Origin of the sequence: Ruegeria meonggei (assembly GCF_900172215.1) — a bacterium.
In the GTDB taxonomy this organism is placed as follows: Bacteria; Pseudomonadota; Alphaproteobacteria; order Rhodobacterales; family Rhodobacteraceae; genus Ruegeria; species Ruegeria meonggei.
Genome location: NZ_FWFP01000015.1, coordinates 78988 through 104544, shown reverse-complemented (window position 1 = coordinate 104544; position 25557 = coordinate 78988). Strand labels below are relative to the sequence as shown.

30 protein-coding genes and 1 pseudogene are annotated in these 25557 nt (G+C 57.5%); 13 read left to right on the top strand and 18 right to left on the bottom strand.

Features of this window, described 5'->3' with window-relative positions; genetic code table 11:
* Nucleotides 1-103: 103 nt before the first annotated feature.
* The 4 genes from RUM8411_RS20570 to aat all read left to right on the top strand — a co-directional run bounded on the left by RUM8411_RS20570 (nt 104) and on the right by aat (nt 3337).
* Complete coding sequence (locus RUM8411_RS20570; RefSeq protein ID WP_085824604.1) at nt 104-640, top strand: helix-turn-helix domain-containing protein; 537 nt, start codon at nt 104-106, stop codon at nt 638-640.
* 150 nt (nt 641-790) lie between these two features.
* Entirely contained in the window at nt 791-1297 is a 507-nt protein-coding gene (gene accB / locus RUM8411_RS20565; RefSeq protein WP_085824603.1) for an acetyl-CoA carboxylase biotin carboxyl carrier protein, read from the top strand.
* A gap of 9 nt (nt 1298-1306) precedes the next feature.
* On the top strand, nt 1307-2656 hold the full coding sequence (gene accC / locus RUM8411_RS20560) for an acetyl-CoA carboxylase biotin carboxylase subunit (protein ID WP_085824602.1): 1350 nt from the start codon (nt 1307-1309) through the stop codon (nt 2654-2656).
* 48 nt (nt 2657-2704) lie between these two features.
* Nucleotides 2705-3337 (top strand): leucyl/phenylalanyl-tRNA--protein transferase, encoded by a 633-nt coding sequence (gene aat, locus RUM8411_RS20555; protein WP_085824601.1) that lies wholly within the window; start codon nt 2705-2707, stop codon nt 3335-3337.
* Here aat and RUM8411_RS20550 read toward each other — a convergent pair.
* The 6 genes from RUM8411_RS20550 to RUM8411_RS20525 form a co-directional block, all read right to left on the bottom strand.
* Nucleotides 3292-3660 (bottom strand): DUF2155 domain-containing protein, encoded by a 369-nt coding sequence (locus RUM8411_RS20550; RefSeq protein WP_085824600.1) that lies wholly within the window; start codon nt 3658-3660, stop codon nt 3292-3294. The genes aat and RUM8411_RS20550 overlap by 46 nt on opposite strands.
* Entirely contained in the window at nt 3657-4109 is a 453-nt protein-coding gene (gene mlaD / locus RUM8411_RS20545; RefSeq protein WP_085824599.1) for an outer membrane lipid asymmetry maintenance protein MlaD, read from the bottom strand. Before mlaD ends, RUM8411_RS20550 begins: the two co-directional genes overlap by 4 nt.
* Nucleotides 4110-4121: 12 nt before the next feature.
* Nucleotides 4122-4505, bottom strand: a complete 384-nt coding sequence (locus RUM8411_RS20540; protein WP_085824598.1) for an NADH:ubiquinone oxidoreductase subunit NDUFA12 — start codon at nt 4503-4505, stop codon at nt 4122-4124.
* 79 nt (nt 4506-4584) lie between these two features.
* Nucleotides 4585-4959 carry a Rid family hydrolase gene (locus RUM8411_RS20535; protein WP_085824597.1) on the bottom strand — a complete coding sequence of 125 codons (375 nt, stop codon included), beginning with the start codon at nt 4957-4959 and terminating at the stop codon, nt 4585-4587.
* Between the two features lie 63 nt (nt 4960-5022).
* The gene (gene clpX, locus RUM8411_RS20530; RefSeq protein WP_085824596.1) at nt 5023-6288 is read right to left on the bottom strand and encodes an ATP-dependent Clp protease ATP-binding subunit ClpX; all 1266 of its coding nucleotides are present in this window, start codon (nt 6286-6288) and stop codon (nt 5023-5025) included.
* A 132-nt stretch (nt 6289-6420) separates the two neighbouring features.
* Nucleotides 6421-7053 (bottom strand): ATP-dependent Clp protease proteolytic subunit, encoded by a 633-nt coding sequence (locus tag RUM8411_RS20525; protein ID WP_085824595.1) that lies wholly within the window; start codon nt 7051-7053, stop codon nt 6421-6423.
* Nucleotides 7054-7392: 339 nt separating this feature from the next.
* On the opposite strand from RUM8411_RS20525, the gene RUM8411_RS20520 reads away from it, so the two are divergent.
* Entirely contained in the window at nt 7393-7734 is a 342-nt protein-coding gene (locus RUM8411_RS20520; RefSeq protein WP_085824594.1) for an ArsR/SmtB family transcription factor, read from the top strand.
* A 260-nt stretch (nt 7735-7994) separates the two neighbouring features.
* On the top strand, nt 7995-8132 hold the full coding sequence (locus RUM8411_RS20515; protein ID WP_085824632.1) for an entericidin A/B family lipoprotein: 138 nt from the start codon (nt 7995-7997) through the stop codon (nt 8130-8132).
* Nucleotides 8133-9210: 1078 nt separating this feature from the next.
* On the opposite strand, the gene RUM8411_RS20510 is transcribed toward RUM8411_RS20515, so the two are convergent.
* The 6 genes and pseudogenes from RUM8411_RS20510 to lepA all read right to left on the bottom strand — a co-directional run bounded on the left by RUM8411_RS20510 (nt 9211) and on the right by lepA (nt 13621).
* Complete coding sequence (locus RUM8411_RS20510; RefSeq protein ID WP_200818617.1) at nt 9211-9663, bottom strand: hypothetical protein; 453 nt, start codon at nt 9661-9663, stop codon at nt 9211-9213.
* Between the two features lie 112 nt (nt 9664-9775).
* Entirely contained in the window at nt 9776-10090 is a 315-nt protein-coding gene (locus RUM8411_RS20505) for a hypothetical protein (protein ID WP_234995308.1), read from the bottom strand.
* A gap of 143 nt (nt 10091-10233) precedes the next feature.
* Nucleotides 10234-10413, bottom strand: a complete 180-nt coding sequence (locus RUM8411_RS20500) for a CTP synthetase (protein WP_085824593.1) — start codon at nt 10411-10413, stop codon at nt 10234-10236.
* A 371-nt stretch (nt 10414-10784) separates the two neighbouring features.
* Nucleotides 10785-11132, bottom strand: coding sequence for a DUF7947 five-stranded beta-barrel domain-containing protein (locus RUM8411_RS23305; protein ID WP_442475984.1), 348 nt, complete (start codon nt 11130-11132; stop codon nt 10785-10787).
* Between the two features lie 6 nt (nt 11133-11138).
* Nucleotides 11139-11588: pseudogene (locus tag RUM8411_RS23300) on the bottom strand (DUF7946 domain-containing protein); the annotation flags it as partial.
* Nucleotides 11589-11821: 233 nt separating this feature from the next.
* Nucleotides 11822-13621 carry a translation elongation factor 4 gene (lepA, locus tag RUM8411_RS20485; RefSeq protein ID WP_085824590.1) on the bottom strand — a complete coding sequence of 600 codons (1800 nt, stop codon included), beginning with the start codon at nt 13619-13621 and terminating at the stop codon, nt 11822-11824.
* 279 nt (nt 13622-13900) lie between these two features.
* Here lepA and RUM8411_RS20480 point away from each other — a divergent pair, with 279 nt between their 5' ends.
* From RUM8411_RS20480 to RUM8411_RS20470, 3 genes are all read left to right on the top strand, one after another.
* A complete protein-coding gene (locus tag RUM8411_RS20480; protein WP_159453931.1) occupies nt 13901-14998 on the top strand; it encodes a tetratricopeptide repeat protein in 1098 nt (365 codons plus the stop codon).
* Between the two features lie 141 nt (nt 14999-15139).
* Complete coding sequence (locus RUM8411_RS20475; RefSeq protein WP_085824588.1) at nt 15140-15451, top strand: hypothetical protein; 312 nt, start codon at nt 15140-15142, stop codon at nt 15449-15451.
* 65 nt (nt 15452-15516) lie between these two features.
* Nucleotides 15517-16458 (top strand): LysR family transcriptional regulator, encoded by a 942-nt coding sequence (locus tag RUM8411_RS20470; RefSeq protein WP_085824587.1) that lies wholly within the window; start codon nt 15517-15519, stop codon nt 16456-16458.
* Here RUM8411_RS20470 and RUM8411_RS20465 read toward each other — a convergent pair.
* Entirely contained in the window at nt 16455-16898 is a 444-nt protein-coding gene (locus RUM8411_RS20465; RefSeq protein ID WP_085824586.1) for a low molecular weight protein-tyrosine-phosphatase, read from the bottom strand. The genes RUM8411_RS20470 and RUM8411_RS20465 overlap by 4 nt on opposite strands.
* 28 nt (nt 16899-16926) lie before the next feature.
* On the opposite strand from RUM8411_RS20465, the gene RUM8411_RS20460 reads away from it, so the two are divergent.
* Nucleotides 16927-17622: an NAD-dependent deacylase gene (locus RUM8411_RS20460; protein ID WP_085824585.1), complete on the top strand. Its 696-nt coding sequence runs from the start codon at nt 16927-16929 to the stop codon at nt 17620-17622.
* A 60-nt stretch (nt 17623-17682) separates the two neighbouring features.
* Nucleotides 17683-18291 (top strand): HdeD family acid-resistance protein, encoded by a 609-nt coding sequence (locus RUM8411_RS20455; RefSeq protein WP_085824584.1) that lies wholly within the window; start codon nt 17683-17685, stop codon nt 18289-18291.
* Nucleotides 18292-18378: 87 nt separating this feature from the next.
* Here the strand turns inward: RUM8411_RS20455 and RUM8411_RS20450 are convergent, their stop codons facing one another.
* The 5 genes from RUM8411_RS20450 to meaB form a co-directional block, all read right to left on the bottom strand.
* Nucleotides 18379-18852 (bottom strand): copper chaperone PCu(A)C, encoded by a 474-nt coding sequence (locus RUM8411_RS20450; protein WP_085824583.1) that lies wholly within the window; start codon nt 18850-18852, stop codon nt 18379-18381.
* A 44-nt stretch (nt 18853-18896) separates the two neighbouring features.
* Nucleotides 18897-19247 carry a hypothetical protein gene (locus tag RUM8411_RS20445; protein ID WP_085824582.1) on the bottom strand — a complete coding sequence of 117 codons (351 nt, stop codon included), beginning with the start codon at nt 19245-19247 and terminating at the stop codon, nt 18897-18899.
* 403 nt (nt 19248-19650) lie between these two features.
* Entirely contained in the window at nt 19651-19938 is a 288-nt protein-coding gene (rpmB, locus tag RUM8411_RS20435; RefSeq protein ID WP_085824580.1) for a 50S ribosomal protein L28, read from the bottom strand.
* Between the two features lie 129 nt (nt 19939-20067).
* A complete protein-coding gene (locus tag RUM8411_RS20430) occupies nt 20068-21249 on the bottom strand; it encodes a Hint domain-containing protein (protein ID WP_085824579.1) in 1182 nt (393 codons plus the stop codon).
* A 110-nt stretch (nt 21250-21359) separates the two neighbouring features.
* Complete coding sequence (gene meaB, locus RUM8411_RS20425; RefSeq protein ID WP_085824578.1) at nt 21360-22337, bottom strand: methylmalonyl Co-A mutase-associated GTPase MeaB; 978 nt, start codon at nt 22335-22337, stop codon at nt 21360-21362.
* Nucleotides 22338-22468: 131 nt separating this feature from the next.
* On the opposite strand from meaB, the gene hrpB reads away from it, so the two are divergent.
* Complete coding sequence (hrpB, locus tag RUM8411_RS20420; RefSeq protein ID WP_085824577.1) at nt 22469-24904, top strand: ATP-dependent helicase HrpB; 2436 nt, start codon at nt 22469-22471, stop codon at nt 24902-24904.
* 163 nt (nt 24905-25067) lie between these two features.
* Nucleotides 25068-25526 carry an NUDIX hydrolase gene (locus RUM8411_RS20415; RefSeq protein ID WP_085824576.1) on the top strand — a complete coding sequence of 153 codons (459 nt, stop codon included), beginning with the start codon at nt 25068-25070 and terminating at the stop codon, nt 25524-25526.
* Nucleotides 25527-25557: the final 31 nt, after the last annotated feature.

Genomic DNA, 25557 nt, shown 5'->3' with positions numbered 1-25557 from the left:
CTTTACAGATTTAACAACCCCGCCTCAGCCGCTGTTGACCGCGTGTCTCAGAAACTGCGCGCGCCCCCTTCTCATTTCTCCGAAATCCCGGCACCATGCGCAGATGAGCGACCCCGCGTTTGAATATGCGCCAATCGGACTCGTCGAATTGGAAAACCGGATCATCCGGCGCTGCAATCTGCAGTTTGCGCGTACCTTTGGCGGCGAGGCTGCGGATTATCGCAATATGCCCCTTTTGCACCTCTACCCGTCTGTGGCCGACTGGGAGCGGATCGGCGCGCGCAGCCTACAGGTGATGCGCGACACCGGCTATTACACGGACGAGCGCGTCATGCGGCGGCGCAACAGCGACCTGTTCTGGTGCCGGGCACGCGGAAGGTCCCTGACCCCGGACGACCCCTTCCGCCACGGGATTTGGAGCTTTTCGGACATCTCGGAAGAACGCCCCCTTGTTGAGCTGACAACCCGTGAACGCGAGGTGGCCATCATGTCCTGCCGCGGCTTGTCCGCAAAGGAAATTGGCGTGGAACTTGGCCTGAGCTATCGCACGATCGAGGCCTACCGCGCCCGCCTTCTGGACAAATTCGGGGCCCGAAAACTGCCTGAACTCGTGGCCAAACTCTCGGGAATGCCGCTGTAACATCCTCTGGCTTTGGAAATCCTAAACAAACCCTTTCATAACAGGCCCAGACTGCGCTTTTCATGGCCGGGCGCATAGCTTATAACGCTGCGTAATCAGACCAAAGCCCGCAGGACACAGACGGGCAAAGGGGAACCGTCGAGGACACTCATGACAGACACCAAACACGAAGCGGATGTGGCGTTCATCAAGGCATTGGCTGAACTGCTGCGTGAAAACGATCTAACCGAGTTGCAGGTCAAACGCGAATATGGCGAAGAGGACAGCCTGAACGTCCGCGTCAGCCGCTTGTCAAAGACCGCGCCCGCTCCGGTTCAGGTGGCCGTTCCGGCCGCAGCCCCGATGGCTACGCCGCTTGCTGCACCAGCCGCCGCCCCGGCAGCCGCAGAAGCCCCCGCCGCGGGTGAGGATCCGGCGAGCCATCCGGGCGCCGTGACTTCGCCCATGGTTGGCTCGGTCTATATGCAGGCCGAACCTGGCGCACCTGCGTTCATTACGGTCGGCGCAACAGTGTCCGAAGGCGACACGTTGCTGATCGTCGAAGCAATGAAAACCATGAACCACATCCACGCCCCCAAGTCGGGCACCATCAAACGTATTCTGGTGGGTGATGGCGACGCTGTGGAATTCGGCACTCCTTTGGTCATCATCGAGTAAGGCGGGCCCATGTTCGACAAGATCCTGATTGCCAACCGAGGCGAGATCGCCCTGCGCGTCATCCGCGCCGCGCGCGAGATGGGGATAAAGACGGTTGCCGTCCACTCCACCGCCGACAGTGACGCGATGCATGTGCGCATGGCTGACGAATCGGTCTGTATCGGCCCCCCGCCCAGCCCGCAAAGCTATCTGTCCGTACCCGCGATCATCTCGGCCTGTGAAATCACTGGCGCGCAAGCGATCCACCCCGGTTACGGTTTTCTGTCCGAGAATGCCGAGTTCGTGCAGATCGTCGAAGATCACGGCATCACTTTCATCGGCCCCACTGCAGAACACATCCGCGTCATGGGGGACAAGATTACCGCCAAAGATACGATGAAAGAACTGGGTGTTCCTTGCGTTCCTGGATCGGATGGCGGTGTGCCTGATCTGGCCTCAGCCAGGAAAATCGGTGAAGAGTTTGGCTATCCCGTCATCATCAAAGCCACGGCCGGTGGCGGCGGACGCGGCATGAAAGTCGCGATGAACGCTGATGAAATGGAAAGCGCCTTTATGACCGCCCGCGCCGAAGGCAAGTCCAACTTTGGCAATGACGAAGTCTATATCGAAAAATACCTGACCACGCCGCGCCATATCGAGATTCAGGTTTTTGGCGACGGCAAGGGCAAGGCGGTCCATCTGGGCGAGCGTGACTGTTCGCTGCAGCGCCGCCACCAGAAGGTCTTTGAAGAGGCCCCCGGCCCCACCATCACTCCGCAAGAGCGCGCCAAAATTGGCAAGGTTTGCGCGGATGCGGTCGCAAAAATCAACTATATCGGCGCAGGCACCATCGAGTTCCTTTATGAGAACGGTGAGTTCTATTTCATCGAGATGAACACCCGCCTACAGGTGGAACACCCGGTGACCGAGGGCATTTTCGGTGTCGATCTAGTGCGTGAACAGATTCTTGTGGCAGCGGGTGAACAGATGTCGTTTGGTCAGGATGACCTACGGATCAACGGCCACTCTATCGAAGTCAGGATCAACGCTGAAAAGTTACCCAACTTCTCGCCCTGCCCGGGCAAGATCACGGCCTTTCACGCGCCGGGCGGTCTGGGTGTGCGAATGGATTCGGCGCTGTATGACGGGTACTCCATCCCACCCTATTACGACTCGCTTATTGGCAAGTTGATCGTGCAAGGCCGCGACCGGGATGAGGCACTTGCTCGATTGAACCGTGCCCTGGGTGAATTGATCGTAGATGGCATCGACACAACCGTTCCCTTGTTCCATGCTTTGCTGCAAGAAGATGACATCCACAGCGGCGATTACAACATCCACTGGCTGGAGCACTGGCTTGCGGAGAACATGGAACAATAAGCCCTTAAGACCAGAGGGTTCACGCCCTCTGGTCAACGCGCACACAACATGAGCCTGACCCCTGAACTATTGCTGCACGGCTACTCAATCGGCATCTTCCCGATGGCAGAGCACCGCAATGACCCAGAGCTGTTCTGGGTCGATCCCAAATTTCGGGGCGTTGTGCCTCTGGACGGGTTTCACCTGTCCCGCAGCCTGGCTCGGCGCATTCGAAACTGCGGGTTTTCCGTCACCATCAACCGCGATTTTGACGGCGTCGTCGGGGGTTGTGCGGACCGTTCTGAAACCTGGATAAATGCAGAGCTTCGCGATCTGTACCAAAAAATTCACCGCTCGGGCCACGCGCATTCGCTTGAGGTCTGGGACGGTGATGTCTTGGCCGGCGGTGTTTACGGTGTAACGCTGGGGGCTGCGTTTTTTGGTGAAAGCATGTTCTCTCGCCGGAAGGACGCCTCGAAAATCGCTTTGGCTTACTTGGTGGACCGTTTGCGCGAGACCGGGTTTCAGCTGTTTGACACCCAGTTCCTGACAGCACACTTGGCTACTTTGGGGGCGATCGAAATCCCGCGTGCGCAATACCGACTAGCGCTAGAAGACGCGATCGATGCCAGTGCGGATTTTACCGCGGTGTTGGATCAATCCCCCGAGGGCGTGATACAGCGGATCACCCAGACGTCATAGCGGGCATGATCCAGCGCATTCAGTGCGGGTGACGTGGCGATCATCCACCCATCAAACAATTGCTCTGGCTCACCTTTTTCCCAGATCGTCAGGTAAGCAAAGGCATCCCCCGTCGGGTTGTCAACCGGATACCGGCAATCGCCCAAGGCGACATCCAGACCAAAGATCGCCCCGGTCTGGCCATTCTGCATCTCGACATCAACCGTTTGGCCGTTGACCTTGTCCAGCCCCCGCAGCATTGCGCCGGGACCGGACTGGGCCTTTTGCTGGGCCGCTGCGCCCGTCGCGGCCAGCAGCGCTGCCATCAGGGCGAGGTATTTCATTCGCCGCCGTCCCCGGCCACAAATTTGACCAGCAGCGAAATCAGACTGACCGCACCTTGTGTGTCTTCAACCTGATCTCCGGCCTCAAAGTAGAAGGGCGAACCGCCCGGCATCACTTCAACAAAGTTCCCGCCCAGCAGGCCCTCGGACGAGATTATGATCGCGCTGTCATCTGGCACCAGAATGCCGTCTGAAATTGTAAAGGTGGTATCTGCACGATAGGTATCAGCGTTCAAATTTACGCCGGTTACGGTGCCGATTTTGACGCCGGCCAGCCGCACATCCGTGCCTACGCCAACACCCTCGAGCGAGCGGAAAGACGCGCTCAGCTCGTACCCCGCGCCGCCCTGTGACAGGCCCGTGGATTGGCTGGCGTAAACGCCAAACGCGATGGCGCATGCAAGAACGGCACCGCCGACAAGTACTTCGGTTACATTGTGGGTCGACATTGTTTGCCTCGTTTATTCCGGGCTCCAGGCTTCGTAATCCGCACGCTCGACCGGTTCCGGGCGGCGCAAGGATCCCGCTGGCGCATAGGCCAGCGCAGTGCCTGTCAGGTTTTCCTGATGGGGTTTTTCCCAGGATTTATGCTGCATCGGCTTTTCTGTCGGCGGCTCATCCCAAGTCCGGTGCAGCCAGCCATGCCAGTCGGGATCGACCCTGCTGGCCTCGGCCTCGCCGTTGAAAATCACCCAGCGCTTACTGTCATCAGCGTTGCGATAAAACACGTTGCCTTCGTTGTCTTCACCGACTTTGACCCCTTTGCGCGCAGTGTAGAACTGCGTGTTCAAAGTGGCACCGTTCCACCAGGTTACGGCCCGCAATAGACTGTTCAGGATTCCCATCGGCTGCCTCCGGCATTTCTATTCCCGCAGATATGGACCAAAGGCACGCCAAGGTCCAGTGCCACAAGGACCGCACTTCTTATTCCGGCAGCACTGCGGTGACTTCGATCTCGATACGATCTTTGGGTGTTATCAGGTTGCATTCAGTTACCGTCGCTGCAGGCGGATTGGCTCCAAACGCCTCGACCAACAGGGGCCAACATTGCTCGAACTCGCTCATGTCAGGCAAGTAGTAGTTTACCCGGACCACATCAGCGAAACCCGCCCCCGCCTCAACCAGAGCTTTTCCAATCGCATCCAGGGCTGATCTGCACTGACCCACGATATCATCCGGAATGTCATCACCCTGGGCGCAGGTACCGGCGACAAAGACGAACCCATTTGCAACCACGGCCCGGCAATAGCCCACTTTGGCCTCGTATTCGCCGCCTGATGAAATACGTCTGATTGCCATACTACCCCTCACATGAAAATGGCGCGGACAATGCCGCGCCGTGTTCGTGAAACCTATCTGGTCTTAACCTGCCGAAGCAGATTCAGCCGCGTCCGCATAGATGATCAGTGGTTGCGACTCTGATGTAACCGCCTCTTCATTCACAACGACTTCGGTCACGTTTTTCAATCCAGGCAGTTCGAACATCGTGTCCAACAAGATATCTTCGAGGATCGAACGCAAACCACGTGCACCGGTTTTACGTTGGATGGCTTTCTTGGCAATCGCCTTGAGCGCATCGTCGGTAAAGGCCAGCTCAGAATCTTCCAGCTCGAACAGACGCTGGTATTGCTTGACCAAAGCGTTCTTGGGCTTGGTCAGGATTGTAACCAGGGCGTCCTCATCCAAGTCTTCCAGCGTTGCCAGAACCGGCAGACGGCCGACAAATTCCGGGATCAACCCAAATTTTAACAAATCCTCGGGTTCGAGCTCCTTGAAGATCTCTCCCACGCCGCGATCGTCGTTGTCACGCACATCGGCCCCAAAACCCATGGCCGAGCCCTTGCCGCGCTGCGCGATGATCTTGTCCAGCCCGGCAAAAGCACCGCCGCAGATGAACAGGATGTTGGTCGTGTCCACTTGCAGGAATTCCTGCTGCGGATGTTTGCGCCCACCTTGTGGCGGCACACTGGCCACAGTGCCTTCCATCAGCTTCAGCAGAGCCTGTTGCACGCCCTCGCCCGAAACGTCACGCGTGATCGACGGGTTCTCGGATTTGCGTGTGATCTTGTCGACTTCGTCGATATAAACGATGCCGCGTTGCGCACGCTCGACATTGTATTCAGAGGACTGCAGCAGCTTGAGGATGATGTTCTCGACATCTTCACCCACATAACCCGCTTCGGTCAGCGTGGTCGCATCTGCCATGGTGAACGGCACATCCAAAATCCGTGCCAAGGTCTGCGCCAGCAAGGTCTTGCCACAACCCGTCGGGCCGATCAGCAGGATGTTGGACTTGGCCAACTCAATATCACCGCCCGCTTTTTGTGCGTGGTTCAGACGTTTGTAGTGGTTGTGAACCGCAACTGACAGCACCCGCTTGGCGGTGGCCTGACCGATGACGTAGTCGTCCAGAACCTCGCAAATGTCTTTGGGCGTCGGCACCCCATCCGAAGATTTCAGGCCACTTGCCTTGGTTTCTTCGCGGATGATGTCCATGCACAACTCAACGCATTCATCACAGATGAAAACGGTAGGTCCGGCAATCAACTTACGCACCTCGTGCTGGCTCTTACCGCAGAAGCTACAGTAGAGCGTGTTCTTGCCATCACCGCCTGAATTCGTCGCCATGTTCTACCTTTCGGGCTTCGTCCCTGCGGCCCCACCGGGCCGCGATTGCCGTCGTCTGCTGCAGCTTAGGCCACCGCCGAGACGGCTACAATCTCAAAATAAGCCCTGCATGCGTGACGCAGGGCTGTGTGATCAGGCGTCCTCGCCATCCATTTTTGCGCGGTTTTCGACGATTTCGTCGATGTGCCCCCAGTCTTTTGCTTCTTCGGGGCTCATGAAATTGTCGCGGTCCAGCGCCTTTTCAACCGACTTTTTCGTCTGGCCTGTATGGCGTACGTAGATGTCATACAAGCGATCCTTAAGCTTTTGCGTTTCCGCCGCGTGGATCATGATATCGCTGGCCTGACCCTGATAGCCACCGCTGGGCTGGTGCACCATGATCCGGCTGTTGGGCAGCGAGAACCGCATTCCCTTTTCGCCACCGGCCAGCAAAACCGACCCCATCGAGGCCGCCTGACCGATTACCAATGTTGAACATTTCGGCTTGATATACTGCATTGTATCGTAAATCGACAAACCGCTGGTTACCACGCCGCCGGGCGAATTGATGTAAATCGAGATCTCTTTGTTCGGATTTTCCGCTTCAAGATGCAGCAGCTGGGCGACGATCAGATGACTCATCCCATCGTGGATCGGGCCATTGATGAAAATGATCCGCTCTTTCAGAAGACGCGAGAAAATGTCGTAAGCCCGCTCGCCCCGGCTGGTCTGTTCGACGACCATGGGAACGAGTGTATTCATATAAGTATCAACGGGGTCGAACATTGGAAACCTGCCTGTTTTGCGATGGATCGGGACATTAGCCGAAGAAACGTTACCCAAGTCTTAGTGTTGCCACCGGGGGGCTGCAAGGGGGGCCGGATACTTCGTGTGCTGCTGGACCCATTTGTGGCAGATCGCGACGCGGACACCGCCGTCGGCGTCGGCTTCTGCTACTCCCTAAAAGGTCTGGTTTCGAATTGTCAGAAGTTCCCCTTTTCACATCACATCATTTTGATCCATGCATATGGCAATACATGTTCAATTTAGGTACCCGATCAGATCGAATAACAGACCAGAAAACGCGCAAACGCGCCCGATTCCGGGCAAACGAGGAATATAACGATGGCATTGCCCCAGCTTTCGCAAGACGCAACACCCGAGCAATTTGACAAAATGGTAGAGAACGCGACACGTGCGTCCAATTTCCTGAAGGCCATCAGCCACGAGGGCCGTCTGATGATCCTGTGCCATTTGGTCTCCGGGGAAAAGTCCGTGACAGAGTTGGAAGAGTTGCTGTCTGCCCGTCAGGCCGCCGTGTCCCAACAGTTGTCACGCCTGCGTCTGGAAGGTCTGGTGACGCCGCGCCGCGAGGGCAAGGCGATCTACTACCGCCTGGCCGACGATCGCCCCCGCCGCATGCTCGAAGTCGTGTACGAGCTGTTTTGCGGAGATGAAGACAGCTGATTTGAAGGCCGTGGCGCAGTCTTGATAGCTGGCAGCCAACCCCGGCAAGCGGTCGAAATGTTTGAGGTAATTTGGCACGGTATCGACGCTGGTCTGGGGGATAACACGCCATCTGGCCTGCCCGGACCAAAGGATGCAGACCTTTACTGCCACGGCCATTGTCAGCCCTCAATTCGGCAACTCCAGGCGACGTCGCAAAATACTGGTTCCACGTTCCGAAAACTGCTAGGCAAAAAAAATTGACACAAATGGAGACACCGATGATCCGCGCAACTCTGATTGGACTGGCCCTGTTTACCCTTACCGCCTGCGAGACGGCCAAGGGCGCCGGAAAAGATATCGAAAATGCAGGCGACGCCATTCAGGGCGCAGCAACCGATGTTCAGCAACAGCTCTGACTTGGACTGAATATAGCGCAGCAAAGGCACCGAAACTCAACATATAGTTGAACCTTGCGCATATATGGGATATGGTCGAGGGTACAGGTGCATAGACGCGGTACTGCATTTCTGACACGACGACGGGGTTCTTGTGCACACACAAGAACCCCGTCTCTGTTTTGGCAAGGGGTAGTGGCAGCCCTTTGGAACGCGTTTTCTGAAAAAGGAAAAGGCGTCAGGTGCGCAGACGCGGTCTTTGCACGTGCCCTTGCGGACACTCCTGACGCCTTGCTGGTCCGACACGTCCGAGGGACGTCCCGATCCAGTTGGCTCTGGCTCTGAAAGAACCTCAGCCGCCATGCAGCACCCGAGGGCACCTCACAGCACGCACTGACTTTCTGAGAGCTGGCTACCTGATCCGGATGGTGACACCCAATTCAGCCAGCCAAACACCGGTAAGCCTTTGCAGATCAGGACAAATCCTAAAATCTCTCCTCATCGCGCCGACCCCCTTGGCCTGTGCGTCCCGCCTTGGGTCCGAAGAACCGTGGCGATGAATTGACTGTTACATCGCCAAGCGCACCGGACAAGAAATTAGCACTGCAGCATGGAAATTAGCCGGGGATAAAAATGTTGATATCCGGCGGGAGAATTTTGTGGACAAGTCCAGAAAACGCGACAGAAGGCAGGCTTAAAGGCGGAGAAGTTGCAATCTCGGGCTTCTGCCAGAATCTACCGGATTTCTGCGGCTGCAAAGTCCCAATCCGTAGAATGAGCCCAAATAGAGTAGCGTTGTCGCTACAAACGCGACGAATCGATTGGGCCGGAATCGGGGTCGGGCGACTCTTGATTCACCACTCACGACATACGCTGAAGGACCGTAAAAGCCAGATGACCCGCATCCAGGAACGCCGCAGTCTGGCGCGGGTGCAATCTGGCCCTGTCGCAGGCGATGGTGCCGCCCGACCCGTCCCCTCCCCGAGGAGACATTGAATCCGTTTCTGAGAAGCGCTCCGACCCGACCGGGAATTACCTACTACGCGCTGCAACAAGTCGCAGCCTGTACCCCCTACAAACCGATCGGGCCAGAGACGCTTCAGTTCACCTGACGTTCCAGAACGGTGCTGTAGGTCGTTCCACGACGCAGGCTACGGAAATCTGCATAAATCTTGCCGTCCTGGTAACGGGCATCGATCAGGGCATTCACGCCGATCTCTGGGTTGGCCGAGCTTTCGACGATGCTGATCCGGTTGGGATCATCCAGGCTGATGGTGCCGGTGGCATCCAACTTCCGCCAGTCCGAGGTGCCACTCGAACGCCACTTGCTGGGCCCCCAGAACACGTTGTCCTGTTGCTTTTGGATGTCCAGCACCCATTCGGCTGAGTTGAACCGCGGCGCATCACCGGTTGTGGTGCGGTTCGGCCCCACAGTGGTATAGCTGCCGGTCCAGATGCCACGCAGATCGGGCGTAGTATCGGCCAAAGCGGCGGTTCCAAAGCTGAGGGTCGTGGCCAGAGCGGCTGCTCCGGCAGTCATATATCTGGTCATGGTCTCTTCTCCGTTTTTGTCCGGGCCGTTTCTGGCCTGTTACAAAGATTGGGAGGGAGAGCGCTGGTTACAACTTTCCTAAATGATTGTTCATAATCGGTTAATCTGACGCTCAGGCCCAGGCCAATGCGGTGCCGATCAGGACAAGACCGATGCCAAATACCTCGCGATGCGAGAAGTTTTCACCAAACAGGAAATACGAGGCTATGGCGATCAGGATTACTTCGGCCCCCAGAATGCCGGTGTAGATAATGCCCAACCGTTCCTCGCGCAGCGCGGCCAACTCAAGTGTGGCCCCGGCCAGCAGGGTCGCGACAATCAGCAAGCCCAACCCAAGCCCCGGTATCTTCCACCAGAACTTCATCGAGATCATGGCAACGGAATACAGCCCCGCCGATCCAAGCGCGATGATGGGGATCATGGACATTTGGGCCTCCTGCCAGTGTTTCCGCAACGTCAACAATAGCAGGTGGGCCAAGCGGAGGCTGTGAGGTTGGTCACAGTGGGGTTCGAGCTGGGCAGTCTAGAACGCCGCACAGCGTGACCCAACCCATTGACCTCGCCTAGGGGTCAGCCCGCCATTTTACGGGCCACCAGATACGAGGCCGGGAAGGCCGCCACAAACCCTGCGCCCGCAGCGATCAGGATGGGGGTCAGCGTGGTGTAGCCCATGGACAGAACCGCAATGACAGCGGACCCGGCAAGGGTGGAGCCAAGGAAGATATGGACGATCAACATCAGGGGAAGCATGGGGGCCTCATTTCAGGGGTTCAACTTTCGCGGATCCTAGGAGTGAGAGCGCATGCGGTCTTTGATCTGGGTCAGAGTGAGACGCGTCTTGGAAACGGTCCGGTGGAGTGAGAAAGCTCTCCGGAAACCATCCGGGGGCTGGTTTCGCTTTCGAACGGGCGGAGCCCTCAGGGCCGAACGGGCGGAGTCTTGCGGCGTCACGGGCAGCGTAACGGATGATCAGCAGAACGGAGGGCAGCGCCAACCCGAGGGGTGGCGCAAACGCGCCGCCCGTTTTGCCGGAGGCAAACCTTTGGTTTGACAGGGGCGGGTCGGCGCGGCCCGGCGGCTCCGCCGGGCGGGTGGGTTGGTTCACAATCGCCTCCAAGCGATCAAGCCAACAGCGCATCCTCAGGATTTATCAGAACAGCATAGATGCTCTTCAATCGCCCGTTAACACTCTCGTTCCTAAATCCTCGTAAAACGACATCTGCTGAGAACAAGTGTTCGTTTGAGCTGTTTTCATATAGGCTTCCTACGATAGCTCGTAAGGCACTAGGCGAACGAGCCTCTGGCGCAATTTCAAACGGAAGAGTTCTTTGCATTGATTTAATATAAACTCGGCCTTTAAAGGTATTGACGTTATAGCTGGAGATATTTCCCTGAAAATCCTCAAGATCTTCCTGTCTAAGTGTTTGGGAAACATATTCGTAAGTTTCGCTATCAAAGAAACCATCCAATATTCCCGCTTGCCTTGGCAGTCGCCAAGTAACTTGAGCATTGGTTGCTGTCTCAGAGAAGACGATAGGTCGATGGCATTGTCTAAGACCCGGCTCAACTTTTTCGATCAGGGAGTCAAATCTCTCAGCATCAATCTTCTGGGGTATCTGCTGTTGCTCCCTCGCACGTTCAATTTGCGGGCCAAACGTTTCGTCAAAGTCGACTTCAAAACCCAATGATTGTTGCAAAACATAATCGAGTGCCGAGACAGCCAAGTATCCCAAAGCGCTGTCTTTGCTAGCGACACCAATGGTGAGAGCTGTACCAAAGAAAATCCCGATTCCAGCTTTCCAACTACCTTCTTCTGGAGGGAGGATGAACTGGTGGAAGCCCTTGGCTGACGGCGACTGCGTTAATACTTCACCATTTATCAGCAAGTGGTTCGTCAATGCTACGGTGCGTTCAAATCCAACAAGCGCTTGAGCCGCATCTTAAAATGACAACCTAGCTTCATCTGCGTCGTTACCTTTGAAAATAAACTCTAATTCCAAGTCAGACTTCAAATTGATACTCCTTTGTTTTGAGCACCATTTTTGAAACAACCAGTGGCTGTCAATGCGTCACAATAACCACCGCAAGTAGATTTTCTACCGTGTGGGCACGCAGTTGGCTTTGCCAAACGCTTTCGCGCACTTGCACTTAAAATGGATTAAGAATCCATTTTAAGTGCCGAAATAAACGCCTCCTGCGGAATATCCACTTTCCCGAACTGACGCATCTTCTTTTTCCCCGCCTTCTGCTTGTCCAGCAGTTTGCGTTTCCGGGTGGCGTCGCCTCCGTAGCATTTGGCGGTCACGTCCTTGCGCAGCGCCGAGAGGGTCTCGCGGGCGATGACCTTGCCTCCGATGGCGGCCTGGATCGGGATTTTGAACATGTGGCGCGGGATCAGGTCCTTGAGCTTTTCGCACATCGCCCGGCCCCGCATCTCGGCCCGGTCACGGTGAACCATGGTGGACAACGCATCCACCGGCTCATCATTCACCAGCACCGACATCTTGACCAGCGCGTCCTCGGTATAGCCGGTCATCTGGTAATCAAACGAGGCATAGCCCTTGGTCACCGATTTCAGGCGGTCGTAGAAGTCAAAGACGATCTCATTCAGTGGCAGGTCATAGACGACCATCGCGCGCGAGCCCGCATAGGTCAGGTCCTGCTGGATGCCGCGGCGGTCCTGGCACAGTTTCAGCACGTCGCCCAGGTATTCATCCGGCACCAGAATGGTCGCCTTGATGCGCGGTTCCTCGATATGGTCGACCTTCGACGGATCAGGCATGTCGGCGGGGTTGTGCAGCTCGATCATCTCGCCGTCTTTCATATAGACGTGATAGATCACCGAGGGAGCAGTCGTGATCAGCTCGATGTCATATTCGCGCTCGATCCGGTCGCGGATGACCTCAAGGTGCAGCAGGCCCAGAAAACCGCAGCGGAAGCCAAAGCCAAGCGCGGCCGAGGTCTCCATTTCAAAGCTGAAGCTGGCATCGTTGAGCGCCAGTTTGTCGATCGCATCGCGCAGGTCTTCGAATTCGGAACTGTCGACGGGGAAGAGGCCACAGAACACCACCGGCTGCGCGGGTTTGAAGCCGTCCAGCGCCACTTCGGTGCCGTTGCGGTCATTGGTGATGGTGTCGCCGACGCGGGTGTCGCGAACCTGTTTGATCGAGGCGGTGAGAAAGCCGATCTCACCGGGGCCGAGGCTGTCGACCATCTCCATCTCGGGGCGGAAGACGCCGACGCGGTCGACATGGTGCAGGGTGTTGTTCGACATGAACTTGACCCGCATGCCCTTTTTCAGCGTGCCGTCCATGATGCGGACCAGAACGATGACGCCGAGATAGGCGTCGTACCACGAATCCACCAGCATCGCCTTGAGCGGCGCGTCGAGATTGCCCTGCGGCGCGGGCAGATGGGTGATGATGGATTCCAGCGTCTCGTGGATGCCCTGCCCGGTCTTGGCGCTGACCTGAATCGCCTCAGACGCGTCGATGCCGATCACATCCTCGATCTGTTCGGCCACGCGGTCACAATCGGACGCGGGCAGGTCGATCTTGTTGAGCACTGGCACGATGTCATGATCGGCTTCGATGGCTTGGTACACGTTGGCCAACGTCTGCGCCTCGACCCCTTGGGTGCTATCCACGACCAGCAGCGAGCCCTCGACCGCGCGCATGGAGCGGCTGACCTCATAGGCAAAGTCCACGTGGCCCGGGGTGTCGATCAGGTTCAGCACGTACTGCTCGCCATTGTCAGCGGTATAGTCGATGCGGACCGTGTTGGCCTTGATGGTGATGCCACGCTCGCGCTCGATATCCATGCTGTCGAGCAGCTGTTCCTTCATGTCGCGATCCTTGACTGTCCCGGTCTCCTGGATGAGCCGGTCAGCAAGGGTGGATTTGCCATGGTCGATATGCGCGACGATGGAGAAATTGCGGATGTGAGCGAGGTCTGTCATGGCTTTGGGATATGTATAGATTTTGAGGTTTGGTCAATGGATGAAAGTACACGGCGCTAGCTCTCGTTGCGACCCAAACACCAATCGGCACCATTCCATTGTGAAACGTGTAAGCCCCCCTGCAAGTGAAATGTTCGCGGATCTGATCGCATCAATCGTCCTCGATCAGCCTTGACGAGAAATCCATGACATGCACTCTGCCCAAAAGTGATAGCAGTTTTAGCCGTCGCAAGCGCTCGTTGCTTGGCGACTAGACAGTGGAAACAGGAAGTTGAAATATTGAATTTAGGCAATTCCCGGATTCTTGTACGCACGATTGCTCTAATTTTTATGGTCTCGGCGGTTGTCTGGGTGGTGCATGACAAACGTGAGCGGGCACTGGTTGCCAAAAACGATCGAGCCATTGAAGCGTGCATGAACCGCAAGCAAGACCCGAACGTAATCATCGATATCTGCACGCCGTTGATTGATGCCGGAGTTTCATCTTCGGAAACGCTCGCCGCCCTGCATGTGCGTCGCGGATATGCGTTGGATCGCATGGGTAAATGGACTGAGGCCATAGTCGACTTTGACCGGGCTATCGAGCTGAACCCGAACAACTTTCAGGCTTGGCAGGGCAAGAGCTTCGCACTTGACGGACTAGATGAAGATATTGCCGCTCTGGAAGCTATCGAAATGTCTTTAGCTATTGAACCGACAAAGAAGTACAGCGCACGAAAGAAGTTTCGCATCCTCACCAAACTTGAACAGTATGACGAAGCCGATGCTTACTACACCCAATTGATGGCGCAGTACCCAACCTCTGAAAACCAACGAAATTTCTGGATGCCGCAGCAACTGGGCAGGTTGAGACTTGCGCTTGATCAACCCAAAGCCGCTGCTGACGTTTTGAAAATTGCGGTTTTGAGCAAGCCAAGTGATCAGAAAAGCCGAGAGCTATTCTTCCGCTCTTGCATCGAACTTGGTCCTGAATGTCCTAGGCTCTTGCCAGCTTCGGCAGTGGTCTCCGAAGGAAGGGACTGTAACGCAACTGCTAACCAACTAGCTGAGCAATTCCTAAATTTCTGGGAGTCGCTTCATCCTGACACTACGAAAAACGACGCGAATCTTGAAAAACAATCGAACAAGGCTCGGATGATACTCATAGAAGCCGCTTACATAACATACGCAATTGGCCTGCAAATGGGTGAAGCCGGAAAAACGCCAGAAGAGAACTATCTTTTGTTCGAAGAGTTGGTTTCTTGTGTGGAGAAAGGCGATCTATTCAATCCGATTGAAAACGCTGGTCTCTCTGAAGAAGCGAAGACCTTTCATGGAGGCATCATTCGGAAGAACATGGTCGATTTGGCTCATTACATGCAAGCGAAGGCAGAATAACCAGCTTATCGCAGCGGTTCGTAAGCACTCAATCACTTTTTCGAACCACATGATTGATCCGTTAACCACTTTGATTCATACTCCGCCGCAGACCGAGAGGGGCATCAGACCCGTCCGGGCAGGCAAACACGAGGCAAGAGCATGAAACAGTTCCTTTTAATTGCACTTTGCGCCACGTCGATTTCAGCGGTCGCTCCGGCAACGGTCGAGGCGGCGGCGATCAAGCGGGCATGTCTGGCATCGGACAGGTCGGCTGCGACGCGGGCACGCTGCAACTGTATCCAGCAGGTGGCCAATCAGGCGCTGACCAACAGCGATCAGAAAACCGTCGCCAAATGGTTCAGCGACCCGCATCAGGCGCAAGAGCTGAAGATGTCGCAAACCGCGCGTGATGATGCGTTGTGGGATCGCTATCAGAACTTCGGTCAGATGGCGCAAGCTGTTTGCAGCTAACCCCTTTCAATCCTTGACCTGACACTCGCCGCACCGCAAAAAAGGCGCAGCGAAAGGTATGTCTGATGGTGATGAAAGGGCTGACCCTGCGCGGGCTCGAGGTGTTCGAAGCCTTGGCGCGGACAGGATCGGTGGCACAGGCTGCGGATATCACCGGGCTCAGCCAGCCCTCGGTGTCGCAACAATTGCGAAACCTGGAAAAAGCCTTGGGCACCGATCTGGTGGATCACGGGCGCCGTCCAATGCGGTTGACACAAGCCGGGCGCAGCTTTCTGGCCCGGACCGAGGCCGTTCTTGCCGAATTGCAAATCGCCCAGAGCGAGCTGAGCGTGATGGATCTGGGCCATCTTGCTACGCTCTCAATCGGGCTGATCGACGATTTCGACAATGACCTGACCCCTCGGCTTGCCACGCTGCTGGCCGACAGCCTGACCCGGTCGAAATTCAAATTGATCACGCTGTCCAGCCTGGACCTGTTCGCCGAGCTCGAGGCGCAACGCCTGCATATGGTGGTCTCGGCCCATTCTGGTGAAGTACTGGAGGGCGTGGTCGAGCACCCTCTGGTTCAGGACCCGTTCATTCTGGTCACACCCAAGGGCTTCGGTAAGGCCACCCAGGACCTGCCCTTTTTGCGCTATGCACGCGAACAGCTGATCAGCCGCCAGATCGAAAACCATCTGGCCCGTCAGCAACTGGATTTCGAGGAGCGATTCGAGATCGGTTCGCATCTGGCGCTGATGGCGATGGTGGCACGTGGGCTGGGTTGGGCGATCACGACGCCGCTGGGATACATGCGCGCAACACGGTTCCACGACAGCCTCGAGGTGCACCCTGCCCCGTTTGGCGAATTCGCGCGGACGATTTCCCTGTTTACCCGCACCGATTGGTCCGATCAGGTTCCGCAAGAGGTGGCACAAATGATGCGCCGCCTGATGCGCAGTCAGATCATCGATCCGGCATTGATGCAACTGCCCTGGTTGAACGGCCAGTTAAAGGTGATGAGTTAAGTGCGCAGATGCGCGTCCAGACCCTCGACCGCAGCTTCGATCAAATCCAGCGCGCCGTCGAAGTCGCGCGAATAGTACGGGTCAGGCACGTGGTCGGCATCGGAACTGAATGCAAAGTCCGTTAGCAGGCGAACCGGGGTGTCGTTGCCCGCGGGCCGCATACTCTCGATATCGGCGATATTGTTGGCATCCATACCGATGATCAGATCGAACCTGTCAAAATCGTCGGCCACAAACTGCCGCGCCTGCAGATCACCTATCACGATCCCGCGGGCCCTAGCCGCATTTTGCATCGGTCCATAGGGCGGATCACCGATATGCCAGCCGGATGTCCCGGCGCTGTCGGTGGTGTGTTGCGGTGTGCGGGCGCGAAAGACGCCCTCAGCGGCGGGAGAACGGCAGATATTGCCCAGGCAGACAAACAAGATACGGTGGCTCATGGGTCAAGGTGTAACGTGCGGAGAGGATATGGAAAAGATCGTCATTCTGACAGGGGCTGGGATTTCTGCCGAAAGCGGGCTGGGCACGTTCCGCGACGAAGGTGGTTTGTGGGCACAGCACAGGATCGAAGATGTCGCCACACCCGAAGGCTTTGCCCGCGATCCCGCCCTGGTGCACGGCTTCTACAACGCTCGCCGCGCTCAGGCCGCTAAGGCACAGCCAAATGCAGCGCACAAGGCGCTGGCCCGGTTGCAGCGCCACTGGCCCAGAGAGGTTGTGATCGTCACCCAAAACGTGGACAGCCTGCACGAGGCTGGCGGAGCCGAAAACGTCATTCATATGCACGGCACACTTTCCGGCGCTTTATGCGGTGCCTGCGCCCATCGCTGGACCGCCCCGCCGGAAATGTCCGTGGACGAACCCTGCCCAGCATGCGCGGCCCCTACAGCGCGGCCCGACGTAGTATGGTTTGGCGAGATGCCATATCACATGGACGCCATTTATGATCATCTGAGCGGTGCCGCGATCTTTGCTGCGATTGGTACATCGGGTCAGGTCTACCCCGCCGCCGCCTTCGTGCACGACGCCAGCATGTCAGGCGCGCGAACGGTTGAACTGAATCTCGACCCCTCGACCGGCGTGTCGAGCTTTGACGAGGTCATTCTTGGCCCAGCCACCGAAACCGTCCCGCGCTGGGTGGATGGGTTGCTGGGCCGTTACTAACCACAGACACACGCCTTTTTTGTCGTTTATACTGAAGGCATGACAATCGCGGAGACCCCAATGACAGACCCCCAACCCCCACACGAAGAAATCCTTGATGACGCCGTGCTGCGCGATCGTGACGCGCTGGGTGATCAGCTGACCAACCTGTGGTGGACTTTCCTGCTGCGCGGGATTCTGGCCGGTTTACTGGGGATCGCGGCTCTGTTTTGGCCGACCAGCAGCATATCCTTGCTGTTGCGTTTGGTCGGGTTGCTGCTCATCTTGGACGGTGGCCTGACATTGCTGGGCTTTGGGCGCCGGGGCTTGATTGGTGGTGTTGGTATCGGGGCTCTTTTGATCGGGCTGGTTCTGCTGGTCTGGCCCGAGGGTGTGGCAAAGCTGACCTTCTTCTTGTTGGGTGCCTGGGCTCTGATTGTAGGCATCGGATCGATAATGGCATGGCGTCAAATGCCCGACCGAAGTCCGGATGCGCCGACGGTGCGGAACTCAGGAATTCTGGCCCTGATCATCGGCCTGGCACTAATCTTCTGGCCCGGCACCGGGATGGTAGCGCTGGGCTGGGCCATCGCATTCTCGGCCCTTGCATTTGCTGTGGTCATGTTCTGGCTGACTGCCCGCTTTAAACGCGCGCATGACCGGGTTGCAATGAAGGTTGTAAACCGCTGATTTCCATGCCGCAACGCAAGCAGGCCGGGCGAAGCCCGGCCTGACGGATGGATGACGGCCGCGAAGGGGCCCGAAAACAGACGTAGATCAGTTCGAATGTGACCCGTGACCACCTGCGTCTTTCCGCTCCAGATCAACCGGAACTTCCACCACTACTTCACCAGCATTCTCGAACACCAGCGTGACAGGAACAGTCGCGCCCTGCTCAAACGGGCCGGTCAGCCCCATGAACATCACATGGTCTCCACCACGTTTCAGCATGTGCATGTCCCCGGCAGGAATGACAAAGCCTTCCTCAACTTCCATCATCTTGGCCACGCCGTTGGCGTCGATCACATGGGTATGAAGCTCGACCCGGGCCGCTGCATCGGATTCGACACTGATCAGGCGATCGTCAGCATCACCAGAGTTCTGAATCATCATGAATGCAGCCCCCGCCTTGGCAGTTTTGCCGGACGACCGGGCATAAGCGTCTTCGATGGTTATTGTATCCTGTGCAAAAGCAGCAGTGGCCAGAGTTGCAGCTGTAAGGGAAGCAAGCAGTTTGGATGTGAGGGACATAGCACCTCTCCTGTATTCAAGTGTCTGAAAAGTATAAAAACGGATCAGATCATCACCGGAGGTGCCCGCGCCGGCCTGAACGGAAGCGGCAATGCAATAAGACTGCCTGCCCCACGTAAAGGGGCCGGATGCGTGTGTTCTGGCGCTGTGGGCAATACCGGGTCTGCCAACGCAATCGCGCCCAGCAATGTCAGCGCATAGTCGGGGCAGAAATGGGGGGCCTGTGTCGGCTGCCCTTCGGCATCCACGTAAACAACCACTGGCCCGGTACCTGTGCACAGCACCATATGACCCACCGCTCGGTCCATTCCGCGCGACGCGGCCACCCCCTGTCCGGTCAAAACAACCAGCAGAGACAGCACCAATGGTAGAATTCTGTTTAGAACGGGTTTCATCCTGGCGTCGGTATAGGCCGGACATAAAGCGGGCTTCAAGCGCAATCGAAAACGCCCGAAGCCCGGGGTCAGGAGATATGTGTCAACTGTCCAGTTCAGGACGTTTGACGGACCCTTTGGTCAGGCTGGTATGCAACCTGTTAACCTGGCGTTGCATTCGAACGCATGCCCCAAAAGTTTTGCCAAAAAAAGCAGCCAACAGGGAGAGAAAACCAGATGATTTGAAAGACATGAGACTGAACTCCGCCAGATGAATATGAACAAACATATGGCAGTCGAAGCGCAGCGTATGTGAACAATTTCACCTTTGTCGCAAATTTATTTCCGCTCTGGGAACAGTCCACAAATGAAAAGACCCTGCACCAAAGGGTACAGGGTCGAATTCAAATCTGAAAGTAAGGACTTAGGCCGCGGCTTGAGCCTTGGCGATTTCTTTTTTTACTTTCAGTGCGGCAGCGGAAAGTTCGTCGTCCTTGGCTTTTGCCAGGAACGCGTCCAGACCACCGCGATGATCAACCGAGCGCAGGGCAGCCGCCGAGATGCGCAGCTTGACGCCACGACCCAGGGTTTCCGATTGCAGGGTGACGTCGTTCAGATTCGGCAGGAACCGACGACGAGTTCTGTTTTTGGCGTGGCTGACATTGTTGCCAGTCATCGGGCCTTTTCCGGTCAGTTCGCAACGGCGCGACATGGTTTCTTCCTTTGTTTCTGGAGGCCAGGCATATCGCCCTCGGCCAAATCACAAGGGGCACAACCCGAAGTCGCGCCCGAAAACTGGTTGGATGCGTTTAGTGGGAATCACCGGAAGGGTCAAGACGGATCAACGGAAATCTTTGTGCGAAAGATGCTGCGCTGAAACGCTGCCGGTCTGGACCTGCAACAAGGGCTTGTTATTCCTGCGGTGCCGTTCAAGCAGGCGGGCCTGTTGACGCCCCGCCGGAATCAATCTTGCGGGTTCATGCGCGGGCGTATTCTCGGCCAGTTCCGGGAAAATCTCAAAGATCTCGCGCCGCGCCTCTGGCCCCACCGACTTTAACGCCTCGATGCCGGTGAACAGGCTTTCTGTCGGGGCTTTCTCGGCAAAAATCACCTGATGGCGATCAAAAAGCAGGTGAAAATACTCGACCTCTGACACGGAATCGTCGACGTAAATCCCGGGCAGGACGGTCAGCTTGATGGCCGGGATCAGCACCTGAGTTGTACCAAACATCCTCTCGGCGATCCTGGACTGCACCAGCATCCTGTGCTGCCGCGACACAAGAAGGTCGCGCTGCGGCATTCCACTCCCCAACGCGCCGGCCAATATTCGCACTGGCAACAGCCGGGCATTGCCCTCCAGCGCAGTGCGATCAAACCGGCGTCGACCGATCCAGCGTACGGGTTGCATCCCATGGCTCATGGTTGCGATCAGGTCACCTGCCCGCAAGCTCTGAATAGGGCGTGCTCCGATTTTCGACAGGATGCTGGTATCTCGGGTAAAACAGGGAACGCCCGAGCCGTTTTCGAATGCCGAATAGGTCACCGTGATACCAGACGGTAAGGTGAACGTCCCGTTGGAGACGGAATATCCAACCCCGTCCGAAACCGTGAAGGTACCAAAAATACTGTCGTTCACGACCGTACCGGATGGCAGGTTCAGCGTATCCGTGCCGCCACCGCCGCGGATATCCTGACCGACCGACGTGCTGCTGAAATTCAGGGTGTCGTTGCCGCCGCCCAGTCGAATGGCCCCGATGGTCGAGCCGCTGATATCCAAAACATCAGCATCTGACCCGCTCGCTACCCGCCCGCCGACGGTGCTGCCGGAGATGGTGATAGTGTCCGTTCCAGCATTACCGACCACATTGCCAATGACGGTGCTGTCGGTGACATTTATATCGTCATCGCCGCCCCGGCCCCGGATGTTATCGATGGGTGAGCCCTGCGGCGCCCCATTAAGGGTGCCGCTATTGTTTGTGACATCAATGTTGTCGTTGTTATTTGTCCCATTGATATTGGGCATTCGAACAACCCCTGCGTGTCTGCCTTTTCAGCATACCATCAAAAGCAAGGTCGGACAGTCCATGATTTCCGATGACCGAATGACGGGCCGCCACACCGCAGTGTATTTGCCTATCCGGCGACCAGAGTGTCCAACATAGTGTCCGCCGCGGCAGAGGGGCTCAGATTTCCCTTGCGCACTTCTTCGCCCAAGCGTTCCATCTCGGACCGGGCCTGGGATGTTGCGAGGCGGGCCAGTAGCGCAGCGCGGACCTCTTGCTCGAACCAGTATTGCGCTTGTGCCGACCGGTTTGCGTTCCAATAACCACTGTCCCGGCGCGATTGGCTCAGTGATTGCATTTGCCCCCAGGCCTCTTCCAAACCGTGTTCTTCAACGGCCGAGACTGTCATCGCCTTTGGAAACCCTTCCGGATCCTGAGGGCGTTTGCGCAACAGGCGCAGCGCACCGGCATAATCGGCGCAGGTACGCGTGGCGGTGGCTTTCAGATCGCCATCCGCCTTGTTCACCAGAATCATGTCGGCCATTTCCATGATGCCGCGTTTGACACCCTGCAATTCATCACCACCGGCCGGGGCCAGCAGTAACAGAAACAGGTCCGACATCTCGGACACTACGGTTTCGGATTGCCCGACGCCGACGGTTTCGATCAGCACCACGTCGAACCCGGCGGCCTCACATAGCGCAATCGCTTCACGGGTACGGCGGGCGACACCACCCAAATGCGTCTGGCTGGGGGATGGGCGGATAAACGCGTTTCTGTCGCGACTCAGCCGCTCCATCCGCGTCTTGTCCCCTAGAATGGAACCGCCCGACCTGGCTGAACTGGGATCAACCGCCAGAACCGCAACCCGCAGCCCCTGCGCAGTCAGCATCATGCCAAAGCTCTCAATAAAGGTGGATTTACCCACCCCCGGCGTGCCCGACAGGCCGACACGCAGCGATTGCCGCCCGGATTTGCCGACATGGGCCAGAAGATCGCTCGCTTGCGACCGATGATCAGAACGACCGCTTTCAACCAGCGTAATCGCCCGGGCCAGCGCACGCCGGTCCCCGTTCAAAATCCTGTCGCCCAGCTCAGCGGTGTTCATGCGCGGCCCCTCATCTGAATTTCGCCCTAGATGAAGGCGCGGTACGGCGTTTGTCCAGACCCAAGCGCGCAAGGGTAAGCCAAAGCGCGTCGGAACTGGACCTCGGTCAGGTCTTGGCGGATAAAGCCTGAATGACTACGCACTTACCCATCGACGACGCCATTCCCGATCTGCTTGCAGCCCTTCGGGGATCGGGTCGGGCCGTTTTGCAGGCTCCACCGGGTGCGGGTAAGACCACGCGGGTGCCTCTGGCGATGCTCGAAGCAGGCCTGTGCGACGGCAAGATCATAGTGCTGGAACCCCGACGTCTGGCCGCGCGCGCGGCAGCCGAACGCATGGCCCAGACGCTGGGACAACACGTTGGCGAAACCGTGGGTTACCGGGTGCGGGGTGAGGCGAAGGTGTCCAAGTCAACCCGGATCGAGGTTGTAACCGAGGGCATCCTGACCCGGATGCTGCAATCAGAACCCGACCTGCCCGGCGTTGGCGCGGTGATTTTCGACGAATTCCACGAACGCTCTTTGAACGCCGATCTGGGATTGGCGCTTTGTCTTGAGGTCACCGGCGCGCTCCGGGATGATCTGATCCTGCTGGCCATGTCTGCAACGCTGGATGCTGATCCGGTCAGCCGCCTGATGGGCGCGCCTCTGATCACCTCGGAAGGGCGCAGCTTTGCGGTTGAAACCCGCTGGTTGGACCGACCTTTGGGTGCGCAGGCCCGGCGTCTGGACGCGCTGATCGATCTGGTGGTTCAAGCTGAACGAGATACCCAAGGTGGCATGCTGGTGTTCCTGCCTGGTGAGGGTGAGATCCGGCGCGCCGAGGCTGCTTTGTCCAAACGACTGCCTGACCGATGTGCGGTGCGCCCATTATTCGGCGCGATGCCCTTCGCCGCCCAGCGCGCCGCAATTGCGCCGGCTGATACCGGGCGCAAAGTGGTTCTGGCCACATCGATTGCCGAAACCTCGCTGACCATCCCCGATATTCGCGTTGTCGTAGATATGGGGCAGGCCAGGCGGGCGCGGTTCGATCCGGGTTCGGGCATGTCGCGGCTGGTCACCGAACGGGTCACCCGCGCCGAGGCAACCCAGCGCGCGGGTCGCGCCGGCCGCGTGGCCGAAGGTATATGCTATCGATTGTGGGCCAAGGGCGAAGAAGGCGCATTGGCTGCCTATCCGCCTGCGGAAATCGAGGCTGCGGACCTGACCGGGCTGGCGCTGGAACTGGCACTTTGGGGGGCCGAGCCCGGTGATCTGGCGTTTCTAACCCCCCCGCCCGAGGGCACGATGGCCGAAGCACGGTCTTTGCTGACGATGCTCGGCGCGTTGGACAGCAATCGCAGAATGACCGACCATGGCCGCGCGCTGGTTGCACTGCCGTTGCATCCGCGTCTGGGTCATATGCTGGTGCAGGCCGGACCAGACGCGGCACCCCTGGCGGCGCTGATGGCCGAGCGTGACCCGCTGAGGGGAGCTCCGGCGGACGTGCTGCTGCGGCTTGAAGCATTGCGCGATCTGCGCAGATTTCAGCAAAACCGGGTGTGGCAGGTGAATACCAGTGCCTTGGACCGGATCAAAGCTGAAACAAAGCGCTTGCGAAAACAAGGCAAGACCAATGACCTGAGCCCTGCTGCCATGGCCGCCTTCGCCTACCCCGACCGCGTCGGTCAACGCCGCAAGGGCGATGTGCCGCGTTATGTTCTGTCGGGTGGCAAAGGGGTTGTTCTGGACAGCAGCGACACGCTGGCCGCTGCGCCTTTTCTGGTGGTCACGGACACAGACGGAAACCCGCGTGAGGCGCGCGTCAGGATGGCCGCGCAAATCTCTGAACACGAAATCCGCGATCTGTTTGCAGATCAGATCAACTGGACCGAGACCTGCAGCTGGTCGAAACGGGACCGGCGCGTTGTGGCCCGGCGTCAAGAGAGGTTCGGAGCGATCACTCTGGAAGACCGCATCTGGAAGGACGTGCCCGAAGATGCCGTTGCGCAGGCCATGTTGGACGGGGTGCGCGATCTGGGCCTGCGGCTGGACGGGGCCTCCGCACGTCTGGCGGCCCGGGTCGAGCTGGTCCGGGCAGAAGGCGCCGACCTGCCGAATTTCTCGGTGGACGGTTTGACTAAGACGCTGGAGGATTGGCTGCTGCCCATGCTCTCAGGCGTGCGCAACGCAGATGACTGGAAACGCTTTGACCTGCTGCCCGCGCTTCGGGCACGCCTGAACTGGTCCCAGACACAAGAGTTGGACCGCCGTGCACCCGGTGCATTCGTGACCCCGCTGGGGCGCAAAGTGCCGATTGACTATAGCGGCGCGGTGCCCGAAATCTCGGTCCGTTTGCAAGAGATGTTCGGCGTTAGTCGCCATCCGGTCATTGGTGGCGAGGCACTGAAAATTACACTGCTGTCCCCTGCCCAGCGCCCCATCCAGATTACACGCGATTTGCCCGGGTTCTGGGCCGGGTCTTATGCCGACGTTCGCAAAGACATGCGTGCGCAATATCCCAAGCATCCTTGGCCCGAAGATCCGACACAGGCCGATCCGACTCTGCGGGCCAAACGGCGGAATTAACCCTCCATTGACCCTTTGTTCAGTATTTTGGCCAAATAGTCCGCTCCAACTAAAACGACGGAGAGCGCACAACATGCAAATACAGACAGGATCATTGAACAAGTTGCGTTACGTTGTTATGTCACGTCTTCTTTGAAGTAACGCGCGCACAAGTGAACAAGACATGAGAAAATGGCTACGAAACGTATGGGAAGAGGTCGCCCGACCGCTTTTCCTGCGCCCCCAACGGGTGCAGTTTGCAGCTCTGTGCGTGCGCAATTCAGAACGCGGCGAAGAGGTTTTGCTGATTACCAGCCGCGACACCGGGCGTTGGATCATCCCCAAAGGCTGGCCTATGGACAACACCGATGGCGCGGAAACCGCGCGGCTAGAAGCGTGGGAAGAGGCTGGCGTTCACGCAGATCATCTGAACCGCAAGCCTGTCGGATATTTCACCTATGACAAAATACTCGATGACGGGTCCGCCATGCCGGTGCGCACCAGCGTATTCCGTATCGACGTGAAAGAACTTGCCGACACCTACCCCGAGGTTGGGCAACGCGAGCGGCATTGGTTTTTGCCGAAAGACGCGGCAAAACAGGTTCGGGAACCCGAGTTACGTGACTTACTGCTCCAAATGTAGCAGATTTACGAAATTTTGATGACAGAGCGGT